The organism is Escherichia sp. E1130, from assembly GCF_005781065.1.
Classification (GTDB): domain Bacteria; phylum Pseudomonadota; class Gammaproteobacteria; order Enterobacterales; family Enterobacteriaceae; genus Escherichia.
In genome coordinates, this window is the sequence record NZ_VATL01000012.1 from 487,022 (window position 1) to 506,205 (window position 19,184).

16 protein-coding genes are annotated in these 19,184 nt (G+C 47.9%); 9 read left to right on the forward strand and 7 right to left on the reverse strand.

Annotation, left to right across the window (positions count from 1 at the left end; translation table 11 throughout):
- Positions 1-6 precede the first annotated feature (6 nt).
- From gsiC to FEK66_RS12995, 4 genes are all read left to right on the forward strand, one after another.
- Positions 7-927: a glutathione ABC transporter permease GsiC gene (gene gsiC / locus FEK66_RS12980; protein WP_130205169.1), complete on the forward strand. Its 921-nt coding sequence runs from the start codon at positions 7-9 to the stop codon at positions 925-927.
- 2 nt (positions 928-929) lie between these two features.
- The gene (gsiD, locus tag FEK66_RS12985; RefSeq protein WP_135406257.1) at positions 930-1,841 is read left to right on the forward strand and encodes a glutathione ABC transporter permease GsiD; all 912 of its coding nucleotides are present in this window, start codon (positions 930-932) and stop codon (positions 1,839-1,841) included.
- Between the two features lie 177 nt (positions 1,842-2,018).
- Positions 2,019-4,367, forward strand: coding sequence for an EAL domain-containing protein (locus tag FEK66_RS12990; RefSeq protein WP_138211474.1), 2,349 nt, complete (start codon positions 2,019-2,021; stop codon positions 4,365-4,367).
- 7 nt (positions 4,368-4,374) lie between these two features.
- On the forward strand, positions 4,375-5,703 hold the full coding sequence (locus FEK66_RS12995) for a GGDEF domain-containing protein (protein WP_130205173.1): 1,329 nt from the start codon (positions 4,375-4,377) through the stop codon (positions 5,701-5,703).
- Positions 5,704-5,750: 47 nt separating this feature from the next.
- On the opposite strand, the gene rimO is transcribed toward FEK66_RS12995, so the two are convergent.
- The 3 genes from rimO to FEK66_RS13010 all read right to left on the reverse strand — a co-directional run bounded on the left by rimO (position 5,751) and on the right by FEK66_RS13010 (position 9,775).
- Entirely contained in the window at positions 5,751-7,076 is a 1,326-nt protein-coding gene (gene rimO, locus FEK66_RS13000) for a 30S ribosomal protein S12 methylthiotransferase RimO (protein WP_130205175.1), read from the reverse strand.
- A 127-nt stretch (positions 7,077-7,203) separates the two neighbouring features.
- On the reverse strand, positions 7,204-8,439 hold the full coding sequence (locus tag FEK66_RS13005; RefSeq protein WP_130259824.1) for an oligosaccharide MFS transporter: 1,236 nt from the start codon (positions 8,437-8,439) through the stop codon (positions 7,204-7,206).
- Between the two features lie 253 nt (positions 8,440-8,692).
- The gene (locus FEK66_RS13010) at positions 8,693-9,775 is read right to left on the reverse strand and encodes a LacI family DNA-binding transcriptional regulator (RefSeq protein ID WP_131162159.1); all 1,083 of its coding nucleotides are present in this window, start codon (positions 9,773-9,775) and stop codon (positions 8,693-8,695) included.
- Between the two features lie 233 nt (positions 9,776-10,008).
- Here FEK66_RS13010 and FEK66_RS13015 point away from each other — a divergent pair, with 233 nt between their 5' ends.
- From FEK66_RS13015 to FEK66_RS13025, 3 genes are all read left to right on the forward strand, one after another.
- A complete protein-coding gene (locus FEK66_RS13015; RefSeq protein ID WP_135493603.1) occupies positions 10,009-12,084 on the forward strand; it encodes a beta-galactosidase in 2,076 nt (691 codons plus the stop codon).
- An 83-nt stretch (positions 12,085-12,167) separates the two neighbouring features.
- Positions 12,168-12,551 (forward strand): biofilm formation regulator BssR, encoded by a 384-nt coding sequence (bssR, locus tag FEK66_RS13020; RefSeq protein ID WP_130259751.1) that lies wholly within the window; start codon positions 12,168-12,170, stop codon positions 12,549-12,551.
- Between the two features lie 110 nt (positions 12,552-12,661).
- Positions 12,662-13,780 carry a PQQ-dependent sugar dehydrogenase gene (locus FEK66_RS13025; protein ID WP_135493604.1) on the forward strand — a complete coding sequence of 373 codons (1,119 nt, stop codon included), beginning with the start codon at positions 12,662-12,664 and terminating at the stop codon, positions 13,778-13,780.
- Here FEK66_RS13025 and gstB read toward each other — a convergent pair.
- Positions 13,777-14,403 (reverse strand): glutathione S-transferase GstB, encoded by a 627-nt coding sequence (gstB, locus tag FEK66_RS13030; protein ID WP_135493605.1) that lies wholly within the window; start codon positions 14,401-14,403, stop codon positions 13,777-13,779. The genes FEK66_RS13025 and gstB overlap by 4 nt on opposite strands.
- 246 nt (positions 14,404-14,649) lie before the next feature.
- On the opposite strand from gstB, the gene dacC reads away from it, so the two are divergent.
- The gene (dacC, locus tag FEK66_RS13035; RefSeq protein WP_130214756.1) at positions 14,650-15,852 is read left to right on the forward strand and encodes a serine-type D-Ala-D-Ala carboxypeptidase; all 1,203 of its coding nucleotides are present in this window, start codon (positions 14,650-14,652) and stop codon (positions 15,850-15,852) included.
- Between the two features lie 47 nt (positions 15,853-15,899).
- On the opposite strand, the gene deoR is transcribed toward dacC, so the two are convergent.
- Both deoR and ybjG read right to left on the reverse strand, forming a co-directional pair.
- Positions 15,900-16,658: a DNA-binding transcriptional repressor DeoR gene (gene deoR, locus FEK66_RS13040; RefSeq protein WP_130259747.1), complete on the reverse strand. Its 759-nt coding sequence runs from the start codon at positions 16,656-16,658 to the stop codon at positions 15,900-15,902.
- 57 nt (positions 16,659-16,715) lie between these two features.
- Positions 16,716-17,312: an undecaprenyl-diphosphate phosphatase gene (ybjG, locus tag FEK66_RS13045; protein ID WP_135493623.1), complete on the reverse strand. Its 597-nt coding sequence runs from the start codon at positions 17,310-17,312 to the stop codon at positions 16,716-16,718.
- 274 nt (positions 17,313-17,586) lie between these two features.
- On the opposite strand from ybjG, the gene mdfA reads away from it, so the two are divergent.
- A complete protein-coding gene (gene mdfA / locus FEK66_RS13050) occupies positions 17,587-18,819 on the forward strand; it encodes a multidrug efflux MFS transporter MdfA (RefSeq protein WP_130205191.1) in 1,233 nt (410 codons plus the stop codon).
- Between the two features lie 40 nt (positions 18,820-18,859).
- Here the strand turns inward: mdfA and ybjH are convergent, their stop codons facing one another.
- Positions 18,860-19,138 carry a protein YbjH gene (gene ybjH, locus FEK66_RS13055; protein ID WP_130205193.1) on the reverse strand — a complete coding sequence of 93 codons (279 nt, stop codon included), beginning with the start codon at positions 19,136-19,138 and terminating at the stop codon, positions 18,860-18,862.
- Positions 19,139-19,184 lie beyond the last annotated feature (46 nt).

The window sequence follows — 19,184 nt, forward strand, 5'->3', positions numbered from 1 at the left end:
AGAGGAATGCTTAATTACGTTATCAAACGCTTGCTGGGGCTGATTCCGACGCTGTTTATTGTCTCGGTGCTGGTGTTTTTGTTTGTCCATATGCTACCCGGCGACCCGGCGCGATTGATTGCCGGTCCAGAAGCCGATGCGCAGGTCATCGAACTGGTGCGTCAGCAACTGGGGCTGGATCAGCCGCTGTATCACCAGTTCTGGCACTATATCAGCAATGCCGTGCAGGGGGATTTTGGTCTGTCGATGGTGTCGCGTCGTCCGGTTGCCGAGGAGATCGCCAGCCGTTTCATGCCTACGCTGTGGTTGACCATTACCAGTATGACATGGGCGGTGCTGTTCGGCATGGCGGCGGGTATTATCGCCGCCGTCTGGCGTAACCGTTGGCCGGATCGATTAAGTATGACCATCGCAGTATCAGGGATTTCATTTCCGGCATTTGCGCTCGGAATACTGCTGATTCAGGTTTTCTCTGTTGAACTGGGCTGGTTGCCTACCGTAGGTGCAGACAGTTGGCAGCATTACATATTACCTTCTCTGACGCTCGGCGCGGCGGTGGCGGCAGTGATGGCGCGTTTTACCCGCGCCTCGTTTGTTGATGTTTTAAGTGAGGATTATATGCGTACCGCGAGGGCGAAAGGGGTAAGCGAAACCTGGGTTGTCCTCAAGCATGGTTTACGCAACGCCATGATCCCTGTGGTCACCATGATGGGATTGCAGTTTGGCTTTTTGCTCGGTGGCTCTATCGTGGTGGAGAAAGTATTTAACTGGCCCGGACTTGGGCGTTTACTGGTCGATTCGGTAGAAATGCGTGATTACCCGGTGATTCAGGCAGAAATTCTGCTCTTCTCGCTGGAGTTTATTCTTATCAACTTAGTGGTGGATGTGCTTTACGCCGCCATTAACCCGGCTATCAGGTACAAGTAAGGATGCGACTATTTAACTGGCGACGTCAGGCGGTGTTAAACGCTATGCCACTGGTAAAACCTGACCAGGTACGCACACCGTGGCATGAGTTCTGGCGACGTTTTCGCCGTCAGCATATGGCGATGGCCGCCGCACTGTTCGTTATTTTGCTGATTGTGGTGGCAATTTTGGCCCGTTGGATCGCCCCCTATGATGCCGAGAATTTTTTCGATTATGACAACCTGAATAACGGACCTTCTTTGCAACACTGGTTTGGTGTCGACTCGCTGGGACGTGATATTTTCAGCCGTGTCCTGGTCGGCGCGCAAATCTCGCTGGCGGCGGGTGTGTTTGCTGTCTTTATTGGTGCGGCGATCGGTACGCTATTGGGCTTACTGGCGGGATATTACGAAGGCTGGTGGGACCGATTGATTATGCGTATTTGCGATGTGCTGTTTGCCTTCCCGGGTATTTTACTGGCGATTGCTGTTGTTGCGGTGTTAGGAAGCGGTATTGCCAACGTAATTATCGCAGTCGCCATCTTTTCCATTCCGGCTTTTGCCCGTCTGGTGCGCGGCAACACGCTGGTGTTGAAACAGCAAACTTTTATTGAATCGGCGCGCAGTATTGGTGCCAGCGACATGACCATCTTGTTGCGCCATATCTTGCCCGGGACTGTCTCTTCCATTGTCGTCTTTTTCACAATGCGTATTGGCACTTCGATCATCTCGGCTGCCAGCCTTTCATTTCTTGGCCTGGGGGCGCAGCCGCCGACACCAGAATGGGGGGCTATGCTCAATGAAGCGCGAGCGGATATGGTCATCGCGCCGCATGTGGCGGTTTTCCCGGCACTCGCTATCTTCCTTACCGTGCTGGCTTTCAACTTGCTGGGCGATGGCTTACGCGACGCGCTGGACCCGAAAATTAAAGCATAGCCACGGCAGAATATTGCTTAAAAATGTAATGGCGTCATAGGAAATTATTGCTATACGCAAATGTTGTAACTTTCTGCCGATTTTGTAGAATCAGGTAATTGGGTAAATATGCTGTTGTAAAAGTCTATTTATGCAGCAGGGCAGCGTACTGATGGTTATTTTGTTACGTGTATTAACATGCTTAGTTTATACGAAAAGATAAAGATAAGACTGATTATTTTATTTTTGTTGGCTACGCTGTCATTTATTGGTCTTTTTTTCATCATTAACTATCAGTTGGTATCGGAAAGGGCGGTAAAACGTGCCGATAGCCGCTTTGAACTTATTCAAAAAAACGTAGGTTATTTTTTTAAAGATATTGAGCGTTCTGCCTTAACGTTAAAGGACTCGTTGTATTTATTAAAAAACAGTGAAGAAATTAAACGTGCCGTCATTCTGAAAATGGAAATGATGCCATTTCTGGATTCGGTAGGATTGGTTCTGGATGATAATAAATATTATCTCTTTTCACGTCGGGCGAATGATAAGATCCTTGTTTACCATCAGGAAAAAGTAAATGGGCCGCTTGTCGATGAGGCAGGACGCGTCATCTTTGCCGACTTTAACCCGTCGCAGCGGCCCTGGTCGGTGGCATCAGACAACTCGGTCAGTAGTTGGAATCCGGCCTACAATTGCTTTGATCGACCAGGGAAAAAGTGTATCTCTTTTACCCTACGAATTAATGGAAAAGACCGTGACTTACTGGCGGTTGACAAAATTCATGTTGACTTAAACTGGCGCTATCTGAATGAATATCTTGATCAAATCAGTTCGACTGATGAAGTGCTGTTTTTGAAACAAGGCCATGAGATCATCGCCAAAAACCAACTCGCCCGTGAAAAACTGATTATTTATAATAGCGAAGGAAATTATAACATTATTGATTCTTTCGACACGGAATATATCGCAAGAACATCAGAAGTTCCAAATAACTCGTTGTTCGAAATATATTTTTATTATCCAACAGGTAATTTATTTAACGCATCAGATAAACTCTTTTATCTACCATTTGTATTTATTATTATCGTACTGCTGTTGGTTTACTTAATGACCACGCGTGTGTTTCGTCGACAATTTTCCGAAATGACAGAACTTGTCAATACGCTGGAGTTTTTGCCCGATTCTACTGAACAAATGCAGGCGCTGAAAATCCGCGAAGGCGATGCGAAAGAGATTATCAGCATCAAAAATTCCATAGCGGAAATGAAAGATGCCGAAATTGAACGTTCGAATAAACTGCTCTCGCTAATCTCCTACGATCAGGAGAGTGGTTTTATCAAAAACATGGCGATTATTGAATCTAATAATAGCCAATATCTGGCCGTCGGGATCATCAAACTGTGCGGACTGGAAGCCGTCGAAGCTGTGTTTGGCGTCGAGGAACGCAATAAAATCGTCAGGAAACTGTGTCAGCGAATTGCCGAGAAATATGCGCAATGCTGCGATATAGTGACATTCAATGCCGATCTCTATTTATTATTGTGCCGGGAAAATGTACAGACGTTTACCCGCAAGATAGCGGTGGTAAATGATTTTGACAGCAGCTTTGGTTATCGTAATCTGCGTATACACAAATCTGCCATTTGTGAACCTTTGAAAGGTGAAAATGCCTGGAGTTATGCCGAAAAACTGAAACTGGCGATTTCCAGTATCCGTGACCATATGTTCTCTGAGTTTATTTTCTGTGATGACGCGAAACTCAACGAAATTGAAGAGAATATCTGGATTGCGCGTAATATTCGCCATGCAATGGAAATAGGCGAATTATTTTTAGTCTATCAACCGATTGTTGATATGAAAACCAGAGACATTATCGGCGCAGAAGCATTATGCCGCTGGATCTCTGCGGAACGAGGAATAATCTCACCACTGAAGTTTGTTACGATTGCTGAAGATATTGGGTTTATCAATGAGCTTGGCTATCAAATTATTAAAACCGCAATGCGTGAATTCAGGCATTTTAGCCAGCGTGCGACCCTGAAGGACGGTTTCTTACTGCATATTAATGTGTCACCCTGGCAGCTAAACGAACCACACTTTCATGAGCATTTTACAACTATCATGAAAGAACATGATCTGCAGGCGAATAGTATCTGTATTGAGATCACTGAAACAGTGATCGAACGAATTAATGAACATTTTTATCTCAATATTGCACAACTGCGTAAACAAGGGGTAGGGATATCGATTGATGACTTTGGCACAGGGCTGTCAAACCTGAAACGTTTTTATGAAATTAACCCTGACAGCATAAAAGTAGATTCGCAATTTACCGGCGATATTTTCGGCACCGCGGGAAAAATTGTACGCATTATCTTCGACCTGGCACGCTATAACCAGATTCCGGTGATTGCAGAAGGTGTTGAGAGCGAAGAGGTTGCGCGTGAATTAATCAAATTAGGCTGTGTTCAGGCCCAAGGGTATCTGTACCAGAAGCCTATGCCATTCTCTGCCTGGGATAAAAGTGGAAAGTTAGTAAAAGAGTAGTTTAGGTATGTCCAGAATCAATAAATTCGTACTTACAGTCAGTCTGCTGATTTTTATTATGATTTCGGCAGTTGCCTGCGGGATCTACACTCAAATGGTGAAAGAACGGGTGTATGGCCTGAAACAGTCCGTTATTGATACTGCTTTTGCGGTGGCGAATATTGCTGAATATCGGCGTAGTGTGGCAATTGATCTCATCAATACGCTAAACCCTACGGAAGAACAATTGCTGGTTGGCTTACGCACAGCCTATGCCGATTCGGTTTCTCCTTCTTATTTGTATGATGTTGGACCTTATCTGATTTCCAGTGATGAGTGTATTCAGGTAAAGGAGTACGAGAATAACTATTGTACAAATATCATGCAGGTGGTTAAGTATTTGCATGTTAAGAATACGGGGTTTATCTCTTTTGACGGTAAAACCTTCGTCTATTATCTCTACCCGGTTAGCCATAATCGTAGTCTGATATTTTTGCTTGGGCTGGAGCGCTTTTCTTTACTGTCAAAATCACTGGCAATGGACAGCGATAACCTGATGTTCTCACTTTTTAAGAATGGCAAATCGGTTACTGGTGATGAATATAACGCCAAAAACGCCATCTTCACTGTTTCGGAAGCGATGGAGCACTTCTCCTATTTACCGACAGGATTGTATGTGTTTGCCTATAAAAAAGACGTTTATTTTCAGGTATGTACGTTGATCATCTTCTTTGCCGCATTGGTGGCGGTTATATCAGGGGCCAGCTGCCTCTATCTGGTACGCAGAGTGATCAATCAGGGTATTGTTGAAAAAGAAGCCATTATTAATAACCATTTTGACCGTGTGCTGGACGGTGGGCTTTTCTTCTCGGCGGCGGATGTCAAAAAACTCTACAGTATGTATAACTCAGCGTTTCTTGACGACCTGACCAAAGCGATGGGCAGAAAATCCTTTGACGAAGACTTAAAAGCCTTGCCGGAAAAAGGCGGATATTTGTGCCTGTTTGACGTCGATAAATTCAAGAACATTAACGACACCTTCGGTCATTTGCTGGGCGATGAAGTGTTGATTAAGGTTGTGAAAATCCTTAAATCACAAATTCCGGTGGATAAAGGCAAAGTCTATCGTTTTGGCGGCGACGAATTTGCGGTGATTTATACAGGTGGAACGCTGGAAGAGTTGCTATCGATATTAAAAGAAATCGTTCATTTCCAGGTGGGAAGCATTAATTTAAGCACCAGTATCGGCGTAGCGCATTCAAATGAATGTACCACCGTTGAACGGCTGAAAATGCTGGCAGATGAGCGACTGTATAAGAGTAAGAAAAACGGCAGGGCGCAGATTAGCTGGCAATAATGTTTATTAGCCGGCCGGGAAAATAAATTTGCCCGGCCTGGCATTAATTAAACTCGACTACCCCACAAATCGTACTCATCGGCATGCTCGACTTTCACACGCAGGATGTCGCCCGGCTTAACCTTGGTTTCACCGTTGAGATAGACCGCGCCGTCGATTTCCGGCGCATCAGCCATACTGCGGCCAATCGCGCCTTCTTCATCCACTTCGTCGATGATCACCAGAATTTCACGGCCAACTTTCTCCTGCAGGCGCTCGGCGGAAATCTGTTGTTGCAGTTGCATGAAGCGATTCCAGCGTTCTTCTTTCACTTCTTCCGGGACCTGGTCCGGCAGAGCATTGGCATCTGCGCCTTCAACCGGGCTGTATTTAAAGCAGCCAACGCGATCCAGACGTGCTTCTTTCAGGAAGTCGAGCAGCATCTGGAAATCTTCTTCCGTCTCGCCAGGGAAGCCGACAATAAAGGTTGAACGCAGGGTCAGTTCCGGGCAGATTTCACGCCATTTTTTGATACGTGCCAGTTGGCGATCCACCGAACCTGGGCGCTTCATCAGTTTGAGAATGCGCGGGCTGGCATGCTGCAGCGGAATATCCAGATATGGCAGGATTTTGCCTTCAGCCATCAGCGGGATGACGTCGTCCACGTGCGGATAAGGGTAAACGTAGTGCAGACGTGTCCAGATCCCCAGTTTCGATAACTGTTCGCACAGGCTGACCATGCTGGTTTTTACCGGCTCGCCGTTGTGGAAGCCAGTACGGTGTTTTACATCAACGCCATAGGCGGAAGTATCCTGTGAGATCACCAGAATCTCTTTAACGCCCGCATCCACCAGACGTTTCGCTTCGCTTAATACTTCGCCAATCGGGCGGCTCACCAGATCGCCGCGCATTGAAGGAATAATGCAGAAGGTGCAGCGGTGGTTACAACCTTCGGAAATCTTCAGATAAGCGTAATGACGCGGGGTCAACTTAACACCCTGTTCCGGCACCAGGCTCAGGAACGGATTGTGTTTCGGTTTTGGCACGTAGTGATGAACGTGCTCCAGAACTTGCTCGTAGCTATGAGGCCCGGTGATTTCCAGCACTTTCGGGTGAACTTCGCGGATCTGATCTTCTTTTGCTCCCAGACAACCAGTCACAATCACCTTGCCGTTTTCATTCAACGCTTCGCCAATGGCTTCCAGTGATTCTTGCACCGCACTGTCAATAAAGCCGCAGGTGTTGACGATCACCATATCTGCGTCGTCATAGCTCGGTACTACGTCATAACCTTCAGTACGCAGTTCGGTGAGAATACGCTCTGAATCGACAAGGTTTTTCGGGCAGCCAAGGGAAACAAAGCCGATTTTCGGCTGGGGAGTTACTTTGCTCATAGCTTAAAAAATATTCAGTTACAGGAAAGGTCAGGGCAGGGATTCTACAGAGTTCTGGATAAAATTTGTATCGTAATCTGGTCAACAGGCGAGGAAAACGCCCCAAATATCGGGGCGCAAATGATTGTCATGCTACTGGGTTTTCAGTTAGCGCCTCCGCAGGCTGGCTGCTGGATTTGTCCCGCAGCGTAAAGACCGAAATAAGTGTGAAGCAACCGGCAATCGCCCCCAAGATTAGATAGGTTTCAGCAAAGCCAATGGTGTCATACAGATAGCCGGCAATGGGTGAATAGATTGCCGTGGCGATGGATGCCACAAAAAGCACCAGCAGGTATACCGTCGAAGAGAGTTTATGATCAAAGTTAGCCGCGATAAATTTAAACACAGACACCAGGATCAGTGGTTTTTCGATGGCGTGCATCATTTTAACGGCCGCAATCCACACTGGCCCCAGTTGGATAGCAGAACCGGCAATGCGTAGCGACATAATGGTTCCGGCAATCACTAATGCCCATTTGGCGCCAGTGCGGTTAACAAACCACGGCATCAGACAGAGAAATAAGGTTTCTCCACAGACCTGGACAGAAGCCAGAATCCCGTACCAGCGATTGCCTTCTTCTGGCGTCGGGAATTGCAGCGAAAAATATTGTGCGAATTGTTGATCGTAGGTGTCATAAATTTGCGTTACGAACAGAGTGAACATCAATAAAAACCAGAACTGACTATTTTTCGCCAGTTCAAGCGCATGGATAGCTTTCAACGAATTGGTTTTTTCAATTTCCGCCTCGGTCAGTTCAATTTTGGTAAACATAAAGCAGATTGCGGCGATCACAATGGCACAGCTTGCCAGCCAGAAAGAGAGATTAGGGCTGGTATCAATGTATTTACCCACAATCCACGCGGCAGCGGCCCATCCCAGAGAGCCCCACATTCTTACGCGACCATATTCAAAATGATAACGGCGCGAAACTTTATCTATCCAGGAATCCAGAACGCCACAGCCAGAATTAAAAATGATCCCCAAGTAAACGCCACCCAAAACAGCGCCCAGCCAGAAGTTATGAACCAGAAGCGGGGCATACACATAAATAAAGAATGGGCCTACGGGAAGTAATAATGCGACGAGGAGCCAGATGAGTTGTTTCTTAAGACCAAATTTATCGGAGATGAAACCGAAGAACGGCTGCATTAATAACGCAATGAAAGCATTAACGGAATAAAGCAATCCTGTGCGTGTGGCGGTAATTTCCAGATGCTGTGTCGTCCATATGACAAAAAATGCCATCGTTGCCGACCAGGCGAAGAGGTACAGAAAATCGAAAATACTGAGCAAAATATAATTACGTTTACCGGGCAATAACATAGCCATATCCTCAATCACTGGCGTTGGGTCATTTACCGTTGGCACAGGCATTAGCTGTGCTTACTGGTTATTGTTTTGGTATGCATCTCCGGAAATGTCATACGTTAACAATTTCATTTTTACTCTGACCCTGACCGCGATGATTAGGCAATGTGTTAAATGAATGTTTGAGATTTACATCACAATTATTGCTGATAATAAAAAAGATTTAGCGAAACAGATCACTAAATCTTTTTATGAGAACGTATTACTTTTATGCCTTTCGTGTTAGCTCATCTGCCAGTGTGCGAAGGTGTTCAGCAATATTCATCAGATCAGTCTGTGGTGAGTGCAGGGGACCAGCAGAGTTACGCACGACCAGGCGGCTGGGAAGGATGGTTGAAGAGCGGAGCATCGCGTGTTCATCGTCCGGCTGTAAAATTTGTTGAACGGCAATTTTCCCTTGTAAATCAAAGTCGATTGCGACCGTCGTTAGCGAAGGTTCAAAAAATGCACTCTCATAGGTGTCGTCATAGCCTATGACAGAAATATCTTGCGGGATTTTACGTTTTTGTTGATGTAAGGCGCTTAATGCCCCCAATGCCATCTGATCATTGGCGATCAGAAGAGCGGTTACCTGTGGTGTTTCACGTAGCATTTGTAACGTCGCCAGATAGCCGCTTTGAGCGTCCCAACTACCATAATGAATGGCCAGCGGCGTCAGTTGGAGTGAAGCGAGGGTGTCGCGCCAGGTATTGAGTCGTAGCCGCGCTGGTACTGAATTTTCAGGGCCAGAGATCAAGCAAAATTGACGATGCCCCAAATCGTAAAGATGTTTCACGCTGGCGCGTGCACCTTCTGCGGGATTAAAAGTGACGTTAAATACCGGGCTATAAGGGTCCACGTCGAGAAACAAACACAATACATCGCTGTTTTCAGCAACCAGTGTTTCAGCCAATGCCGTTTCCAGCGGTGCGTTGATAATAATCTTTGTTACCCGTTGTGCTTTTAATTCATTAATTGCAGCCTGAATACCTTTAATATCAACATCGTCAATCATGGATATCAGCACCTGATATCCCTGTTCTCCGGCATATTTTTTCACTGCTGCCGCAATTTGCGAGGGGGCATGCAGGGCAAGTGAAGTTGTAACCAGCCCGACCGTTTTGCTCTCTTTCCCTACCAACTGTTGAGCTACGCGATTTGGAACGTACTTAAGTTCGGCAATGGCTTGTTCAATTTTTTGACGTGTTTTAGCAGACACGTTCGCTGAATTGTTAAGCACCCGCGACACTGTCTGATAAGAAACATTGGCATGACGAGCAACATCGGCAAGGGTTGCAGCTTTGGTTTTCATATTCGCCCCGGCTAAAAGATTTGTCACAGTATACCGCAGTGAATGTCATACGTATCACGCTCACCTGTCTCAGTGCCGGTAAGCTGAACCGACGAACCTGTTTGAAGGGAAAAACGCGTACTTGATCACATTCCTGCCGGACATTCCTTGCATAACGAAGCAATAAATTACTAGATGACATTATTGTGAACGAATAACATTTTTTGTCTGTTTAAAACAATTCAGGAGTCAGCATGGACAAGTACCCACCGATCATCCCCAGAGCCCCATGGTTACTTCATGGCGCTGATTACAATCCGGAGCAATGGTTACATGTCCCTGGGATTCTGGAAAAAGATATCGCCCTGATGCAACAGGCTGGTTGTAACACCATGTCGGTGGGCATTTTTAGCTGGTCAATGCTGGAACCCACAGAGGGTGAGTATCGCTTTGACTGGCTGGATGAGGTGCTGGATAAACTTCATGCTGGTGGGATCTCTGTCTTCCTCGCAACACCAAGCGGAGCCAAACCCGCCTGGCTTGCTGCTCGTTATCCAGAGGTTCTGAGAGTTAGCGCCTCACGCGAGAAAATGCTTCACGGTGGTCGCCATAATCACTGCCTTTCTTCGCCAGTGTATAAAGATAAAGTGACGCAAATTAACCGTAAGCTGGCGCAGCGATACGCCAATCATCCGGCGGTTCTGGGATGGCATATCAGTAATGAGTATGGCGGAGAGTGTCATTGTAATGGATGCCAACAGGCGTTTCGCCGTTGGTTGCAGACGCGTTACACCACTCTTGAGGCGCTTAATCAGGCATGGTGGACTGGCTTCTGGAGTCATACATACAGTGACTGGTCACAAATTGAATCTCCTTCCCCAATAGGTGAAATGTCCAACCACGGTTTGAATCTTGATTGGCGGCGCTTTGTCACATCGCAGGTAAAAGAGTTCTATCAAATGGAAATCGCGCCGTTAAAAGCAGAACGCCCCGATTTACCTGCGACGACCAATTTTATGTGGTATTTCAATGACTACAACTACTGGGCATTAGCCGAAGTGGTTGATTTTGTGAGTTGGGATAGCTACCCCATGTGGCACAAACAGGAAGATGAACGCGCCGTAGCCTGTAAAACTGCGATGTATCACGACCTGATGCGTACCTTGAAAAATAAACCGTTTATTCTGATGGAATCCACGCCCAGCCAGACAAGCTGGCAGCCAACCAGCAAATTGAAAAAGCCGGGAATGAATATTCTTTCTTCCTTACAGGCCGTCGCTCACGGCGCAGACGGCGTGCACTATTTTCAGTGGCGTAAGAGTCGTGGTGCCGTGGAGAAGTTTCATGGTGCGGTGGTTGATCACGTCGGTCATCTGGAGACGCGTACCGGGCGCGAAGTCATACAACTGGGGCAACGGCTGGCTCATCTTAAACAACTGGTTGGGACGAAAACGCAGGCCAAAGTTGCCATTATTTTCGACTGGGAAAACCGCTGGGCGGTCAATGATGCTGCCGGGCCGCGCAATTGCGGGATCCACTACGAACAAACGGTAGTGGAGCATTACCGACCTTTCTGGGAGCAGGGCGTGGCGGTCGATATTATCAATGCTGATTGTGATCTTACGGGTTATCAGTTAGTTATCGCTCCAATGCTCTATATGGTTCGCGATGGATTTGCTGCGCGTGCTCGTGCCTATGTCGAAGCTGGTGGCAATTTTGTTACCACTTACTGGTCCGGGATTGTCAATGAAACCGATTTATGTCACCTGGGTGGGTTCCCTGGCCCGTTGCGTGACCTGATGGGCGTATGGGCTGAAGAGATTGATAGTCTTAATGATTATCAGCATAACGAAGTTATCTGCGAGCCGAATGCGTATGGACTGCAGGGGCAATGGCAGGCACGGGAATTATGTGCGGTTATTCACGCCGAAGGTGCTCAGGTTCTGGCGCGCTATGGTGAGGATTTTTATGCGGGTACACCTGCGTTAACGGTAAATCACGTCGGACAAGGTCGTGCTTTCTATGTGGCTTCGCGTAATGATGCGTCATTTCATCAAGCGTTTGCCGCGATGTTGATCAACACACTTCATCTCCTAAAAGCACTTGCTACTGCACTTCCTGCTGGCGTTATTGCAACGCGTCGGACAGACGGCGAGCAGGAATGGGTTTTTGTACAAAATTACACTGCTCATGTACAAAATGTTGTGCTTCCTGGAGCGTGGCGAGTGGCGGAAACGGGCAAGGCTTGTTCACAACAATTAGAACTGGCACCGTGGGGATGTGAGGTACTGGAAAGAGAAATAATGTTAATTAATATTAATAAGATGTGAAGTATTGATCCTTGACAGCATTTTGCTCAAAAAATAGCCATACTATTTAATTGCAACAAGGTTGGAAAGAGGAGGATCGAAGTATGTTCGTTGACAGACAGCGAATCGACCTGCTGAACCGGTTGAAAGACGCTCAAGTTGACCTCGCTGCATACGTGCATTTGAGGAAGGCCAAAGGATACATGTCCGTCAGCGAAAGCAATCATCTACGAGATAACTTTTTTAAACTGCATCGCGAATTGCACGATAAATCGCTGCGGTTGAATCTTCATCTGGATAAGGAAGAGTGGGATGCTCTTCATCATGCTGAAGAAGCATTAGCGACAGCCGCAGTATGTTTGATGAGTGGGTATCATGATTGCCCAAATTTTATTACCGTCAACGCCGATAAGCTTGAAAATTGTCTGATGAGCTTAACGCTGAGTATCCAGAGCCTGCAGAAGCACGCCATGCTTGAGAAGGCCTGAAAACTAAGGGGGAGAATGCATCTCCCCCTTCATGTTTAAGTTTATGTAAAAATGCATTTGTTGCGCTTTTGACTGACTACGCTTTAAGCCAGAGTCAATCCGGAGGCGTTATGCATCGACAATCTCTTTTCCTTGTGACCCTTTTCTGTGTTTCTTCCGCTCTCTGGGCGGCGCCTGCAACGGTAAATGTCGAAGTATTGCAAGACAAACTCGACCATCCCTGGGCGCTGGCCTTTTTACCCGATAATCACGGTATGTTAATCACGCTGCGTGGTGGCGAGTTACGCCACTGGCAAGAAGGAAAAGGATTATCTGCGCCGCTGGCTGGTGTGCCGGAAGTCTGGGCGCACGGGCAGGGAGGCTTGTTGGATGTAGCTTTAGCGCCTGATTTTGCCCAGTCTCGCCGCATCTGGTTAAGTTATTCGGAACAGGGAGATGATGACAAAGCCGGTACTGCCGTAGGTTATGGCCGTTTGAGCGATGATCTGACAAAAATAACGGATTTCCGCACCGTTTTTCGTCAGATGCCTAAGCTTTCTACAGGTAACCATTTTGGCGGACGGTTGGTGTTTGACGGCAAAGGTTATTTGTTTATTGGTCTGGGGGAAAACAATCAGCGCCCGACGGCGCAGGATCTGGATAAATTACAGGGCAAACTGGTGCGTCTGACCGACCAGGGCGAGATCCCGGATGATAATCCTTTTGCAAAGGAATCCGGTGCACGCGCTGAGATCTGGTCTTACGGCATTCGTAATCCGCAAGGGATGGCGATGAATCCGTGGAGCAATGCGCTGTGGCTGAATGAGCATGGTCCGCGCGGTGGTGATGAAATTAATATCCCGGAAAAAGGCAAAAATTACGGCTGGCCGCTGGCATCCTGGGGCATCAATTACTCGGGACTTAAAATACCGGAAGCGAAAGGGGGAATCGTTGCCGGTACCGAACAACCGATTTTCTACTGGAAAGATTCGCCCGCCGTGAGCGGTATGGCCTTCTATAACAGCGACAAATTCCCCCAGTGGCAGCAAAAATTATTTATTGGCGCGTTAAAAGACAAAGATGTCATCGTGATGAGCGTCAAAGGCAATCAGGTAACGGAAGATGGCCGCATATTAACGGACAGAGGGCAGCGAATTCGTGATGTTCGCACTGGGCCCGACGGTTATTTGTACGTATTGACCGACGAGTCCAATGGCGAATTACTGAAAGTAAGTCCACGTAATAATTAGCTAACGGGGATCATCACCACTTTACGCACTGCGGGGCGTTCAGTGAGCTGTTGATACCAGCGTTCCAGATTTGGACGCGGTGTCCAGATCAGACCGACGTTAAACAAATTGTAGATAAACGGTGCAATAGCGATATCACCCACGCCAAATTTATCACCAGAGAACCATTTCACTTTTGCCAGTTCCGCATCAAGAAGGGCAAACAGAGCGTCGCATTCCTTGCAACTGGCATCAATGGCGGCCTGGTCGCGCTCTTCAGGCGGTGTTCTGACCAATCCCATCAGGATCCCGCGATGGGCATTACTGAGCGTCTGGTTTGCCCAGTCCATCCATTTTTCCGCTTCTGCACGACGTGCTGGCGAGTCGATCCACAAGCGGTTTTGCCCGTACTGTGCTGCCAGGTAGCGGACAATGGCGTTCGATTCCCAGAGAATTAAATCACTTTCGTCGTCGCGCAACAGCGGCACCAGCCCGTTGGGATTCATCGCCAGAAAGTCAGCGTCATGGTTTACTCCAAACTCACGGCCCGCGAGAATTTGCTCATAAGGCAGATCCAGTTCTTCGAGCGTCAGCAACACTTTTTTTACGTTGGTTGAATTATTCCGACCCCACAGCGTAATCATACTCACCCCTTTTTATACAGGCAGCCACAGGCTGAACAGGACTCTGATGGTGGAGTAAAGTTAACTTTTAAGCAACAGTTGGTAAAAAAATGACGCCAGAAGCAGCGAAGCGGCAGGATATTGCATAAACTTTAAAAACTTTACCAACTTACGGTTTCTTTAAGTTTGTGTGTGCGTTATTAATCACCGAACTTATCATACGGTGATATAACGTATTTTTTTTGAATGGATACTCGGGTGGCATTTATGACGCAATACTCCTCTCTCCTTCGTGGTCTTGCAGCGGGTTCTGCATTTTTATTTCTTTTTGCCCCAACGGCATTCGCGGCGGAACAGACCGTTGACGCGCCGAGCGTGGATGCGCGTGCATGGATTTTAATGGATTACGCCAGCGGAAAAGTGCTGGCTGAAGGTAATGCGGATGAGAAACTGGACCCAGCCAGTCTGACCAAAATCATGACCAGCTATGTGGTTGGGCAGGCGCTCAAGGCCGATAAGATTAAACTCACCGATATGGTGACGGTCGGTAAAGATGCCTGGGCGACGGGGAATCCGGCGCTGCGCGGTTCGTCGGTGATGTTCCTCAAACCGGGCGATCAGGTTTCAGTGGCCGATTTAAACAAAGGCGTGATTATTCAGTCCGGTAATGACGCCTGTATTGCGCTGGCAGATTACGTCGCGGGCAGTCAGGAGTCATTTATTGGCTTGATGAATGGTTATGCTAAAAAATTGGGCCTGACCAACACCACCTTCCAGACGGTGCACGGCCTTGACGCTCCGGGGCAGTTCAGTACCGCACGCGATATGGCCTTGCTGGGCAAAGCGTTAATCCACGATGTACCGGAAGAGTACGCCATTCATAAAGAGAAGGAATTTACCTTCAACAAGATTCGCCAGCCTAACCGTAACCGTCTGCTGTGGAGTAGTAATGTCAATGTCGATGGTATGAAGACCGGTACTACGGCAGGAGCCGGTTACAACCTGGTGGCCTCCGCGACCCAGGGAGACATGCGCTTGATCTCTGTGGTACTGGGAGCGAAAACCGATCGTATCCGTTTTAATGAGTCCGAAAAGTTGCTCACCTGGGGCTTCCGTTTCTTTGAAACCGTGACACCAATTAAACCTGATGCCACCTTTGTGACCCAGCGAGTCTGGTTTGGCGATAAGAGTGAAGTGAATCTCGGTGCTGGCGAAGGCGGATCGGTGACTATTCCGCGTGGACAACTGAAAAACCTGAAAGCCAGTTATACATTAACCGAACCGCAGCTCACCGCACCGCTGAAAAAAGGCCAGGTCGTCGGAACCATTGATTTCCAGCTTAACGGTAAATCTATTGAACAGCGTCCGCTGATCGTAATGGAGAATGTGGAAGAGGGGGGATTCTTTGGTCGGATGTGGGATTTCGTGATGATGAAATTCCATCAGTGGTTTGGTAGCTGGTTCTCTTAATCTTTAGATGACCGGATGGCGCGTTGACGTCATCCGGCGATGCTTAATTAATACATTAACTTAATACGCTGCGTTTGCGCGTACTTCACATACTCATCTTCCGGACAACGATCGCTTACTACGATATCAAAGCGTTTCAGGTCGCCCATGCGTGCCGGACGTACCTTACCAAACTTACTGTGGTCGACAACCAGCACATGCTTTTGCGCCATCGACATAGCCCAGTGTTTTACCGGCAACTCTTCAAGATTAAAACAGGTTGCGCCTTTTTTGATATGTACACCCGCAGCGGAATAAAAAGCGATATCCGGACAAAAATTATTCAGCGTTTGTTGAAAATCGATAGGTTTGAAGATGGCGTTGCTGGCGTGAAATTCTCCACCACTAAGAAACGCCCGGCAATGTGGTTTCTCTTGCAGCGCCAGAAAGGTATTCAGTGAATAACAAACGGCGGTGAAAGGGATTTCATTATCAATCGCTTCAATAATCCAGGGCGTAGTGGTGCCGCAGTCAAAAAAGAGGGTCTGACCGGGTTCTACCAACGTCGCGGCCAGTTTCGCAGCGCGGCGTTTTTCTTCCACCAGACGGGATTTTTGGTCGCTTAGCAGGTAATGGCTGGCGCTGCGTGGTTCGAGAACGATATAGCCGCCGAGTAATACGACGGGGGCGCTGTTGTTATTCAGGTCGCGACGAATCGTCATCTCTGAAACCCCAAGTAGGGCGGCGGCGTCCTTCAGATGTAACTTATCGCTGCGTTTTAATTCCTGGAGTAATTGCCCGATGCGCTCTTCGCGACGTGTTTCCATATTCCCTCTGAATAGTTATTGAAGCGAGCCGCCTGATATTACACGTTTTATCCGAAATCAGCCACGTACCCAGCCTTTACGGATCGGTAAGGCGAAACAGAAGCGATACCACGATTGCAGTCGCTGGTAGAGCACCGCTCCCGCAGCTTGCCAGATAATCTGCGCGCTAAGGCAACCAATCATTCCCGCCAACAACCCACCAAGCATATCCAGTGGCCAGTGGACGCCAAGGTAGACCCGCGACCAGGCAATAATTACGGCCAGCACCATGAGAAGCGATCCGGACCACAAACGATGCCAGATTAAAAATGCCAGAGCGAAGGTGAAGATCACCGTGCCGTGATCGCTCGGGAAAGAGTCATCCGCCGCATGGTGCAGGAAGTTATAGCCGATATTCTCGACAAACGGGCGGTCATGTGGAAATAAATGACCCATCCCCCAGGAAACAAACAGACTTACAGCCAGTGCGATCGCTATTTTTATCACTATCTGCCGTTGCGCCGTACGTCCCCACAGCCAAAGTACCCCGGCCAGTAGCGGCACCACAGTAATCAAATCTTTGGCAATAAAAATCGCCAACGAGATCATCCACGGAGAAGGATCTGGCGTGGCATTAATTAGAGAGAATAATGAGTAATTGAGATTTTCCAGCATAACTTCCAGACTCATAAGGTGTTTAATGGAGAGCCGTCAGGCAAGGCGGTGAGAATAAGGTGCATGTTAAACAGGGTAAAGCGGCATCGTCTTATTTCTCATAAGCGGCCCGTATTACGTGAAGTAATGGTAACGCGCGGTAGTTAAATAAAGCTTAAAAAAAGAGAGTCTAATCGCCGATTAATGTAAGAATGTGCTTAAGGAGCAAAAATTGCTTTCTCGTTAGCCGCGCTTTTATTAAACTTTGCGCGATTATTCTTGGCGAAGAAATTGCATGCAAAATAGATTAGCTAATGGTGCCAGACTTGGACGTCAGGCATTACTTTTCCCTCTCTGTCTGGTGCTCTACGAATTCTCAACCTATATCGGTAACGATATGATTCAGCCCGGTATGTTGGCCGTGGTGGAACAGTACCAGGCGGGCATTGATTGGGTTCCTACCTCGATGACCGCGTACCTTGCGGGTGGGATGTTTTTACAGTGGCTGCTGGGGCCATTGTCGGATCGTATTGGTCGCCGTCCGGTGATGCTGGCGGGCGTAGTGTGGTTTATCATCACTTGTCTGGCGATATTACTGGCGCAAAACATTGAACAATTCACGCTGTTGCGCTTCTTGCAGGGCATAAGCCTCTGTTTCATTGGCGCTGTGGGTTACGCCGCAATTCAGGAATCCTTCGAAGAGGCGGTTTGTATCAAGATCACCGCGCTGATGGCGAACGTGGCGCTGATTGCTCCGCTACTCGGCCCGTTGGTGGGGGCGGCGTGGATCCATGTGCTGCCCTGGGAAGGGATGTTTGTATTATTTGCCGCATTGGCAACGATCTCCTTCTTCGGTCTGCAACGTGCCATGCCAGAAACCGCCACGCGTATAGGTGAGAAACTGTCGCTGAAAGAGCTCGGGCGTGACTACAAGCTGGTGCTGAAGAATGGTCGCTTTGTTGCGGGGGCGCTGGCACTGGGGTTTGTTAGTCTACCGTTGCTGGCGTGGATTGCCCAGTCGCCGATTATTATCATAACCGGCGAGCAGTTGAGCAGCTATGAATATGGTTTGCTGCAAGTTCCCATTTTCGGCGCATTAATTGCGGGGAACCTACTGCTGGCGCGACTGACCTCGCGTCGCACCGTACGTTCGCTGATCATTATGGGCGGTTGGCCGATTATGATTGGTCTGTTGGTCGCTGCTGCGGCAACGGTCATCTCATCGCACGCGTATTTGTGGATGACCGCTGGGTTAAGTATTTATGCTTTTGGTATTGGTCTGGCGAATGCGGGACTGGTGCGATTAACCCTGTTTGCCAGCGATATGAGTAAAGGTACTGTCTCGGCGGCGATGGGTATGTTGCAAATGCTGATTTTCACTGTCGGTATTGAGATCAGTAAACACGCGTATCTGAACGGCGGCAATGGTCTGTTTAATCTCTTCAACCTTGCCAACGGAATTTTGTGGCTGCTGCTGATGTTTATCTTTTTAAAAGATAAACAGGTAGGAAATTCGCACGAAGGGTAAAAAAATGCCTGATTGCACAATGCAATCAGGCATTTTCGTATTAATGGTGATGGTCATCGATCTGATGTTCGATAACCATTCCTTCGCCAACGCTGGCAAGGTGACGAACATACGGATGTGGACGGTAAGCCGGAGCAGGAGCCACATAGACGGTTTGCGGCACAGTAGCGACACTGACGGCTTGTGGAACGCTGACAGAATCAGGGACCACTACCACTTTGTATCCACTTGGCACATCGACGGTAACGCTTTGCGCCATCGTTGCACCGGCAAAGCTCATGAGAAACGCGCCCAGCAAAACATAATTCTTCATAATCATTTCGCCTGAAATAATCCGGTGAGTTAATTTCTGCGAATTATGCAGC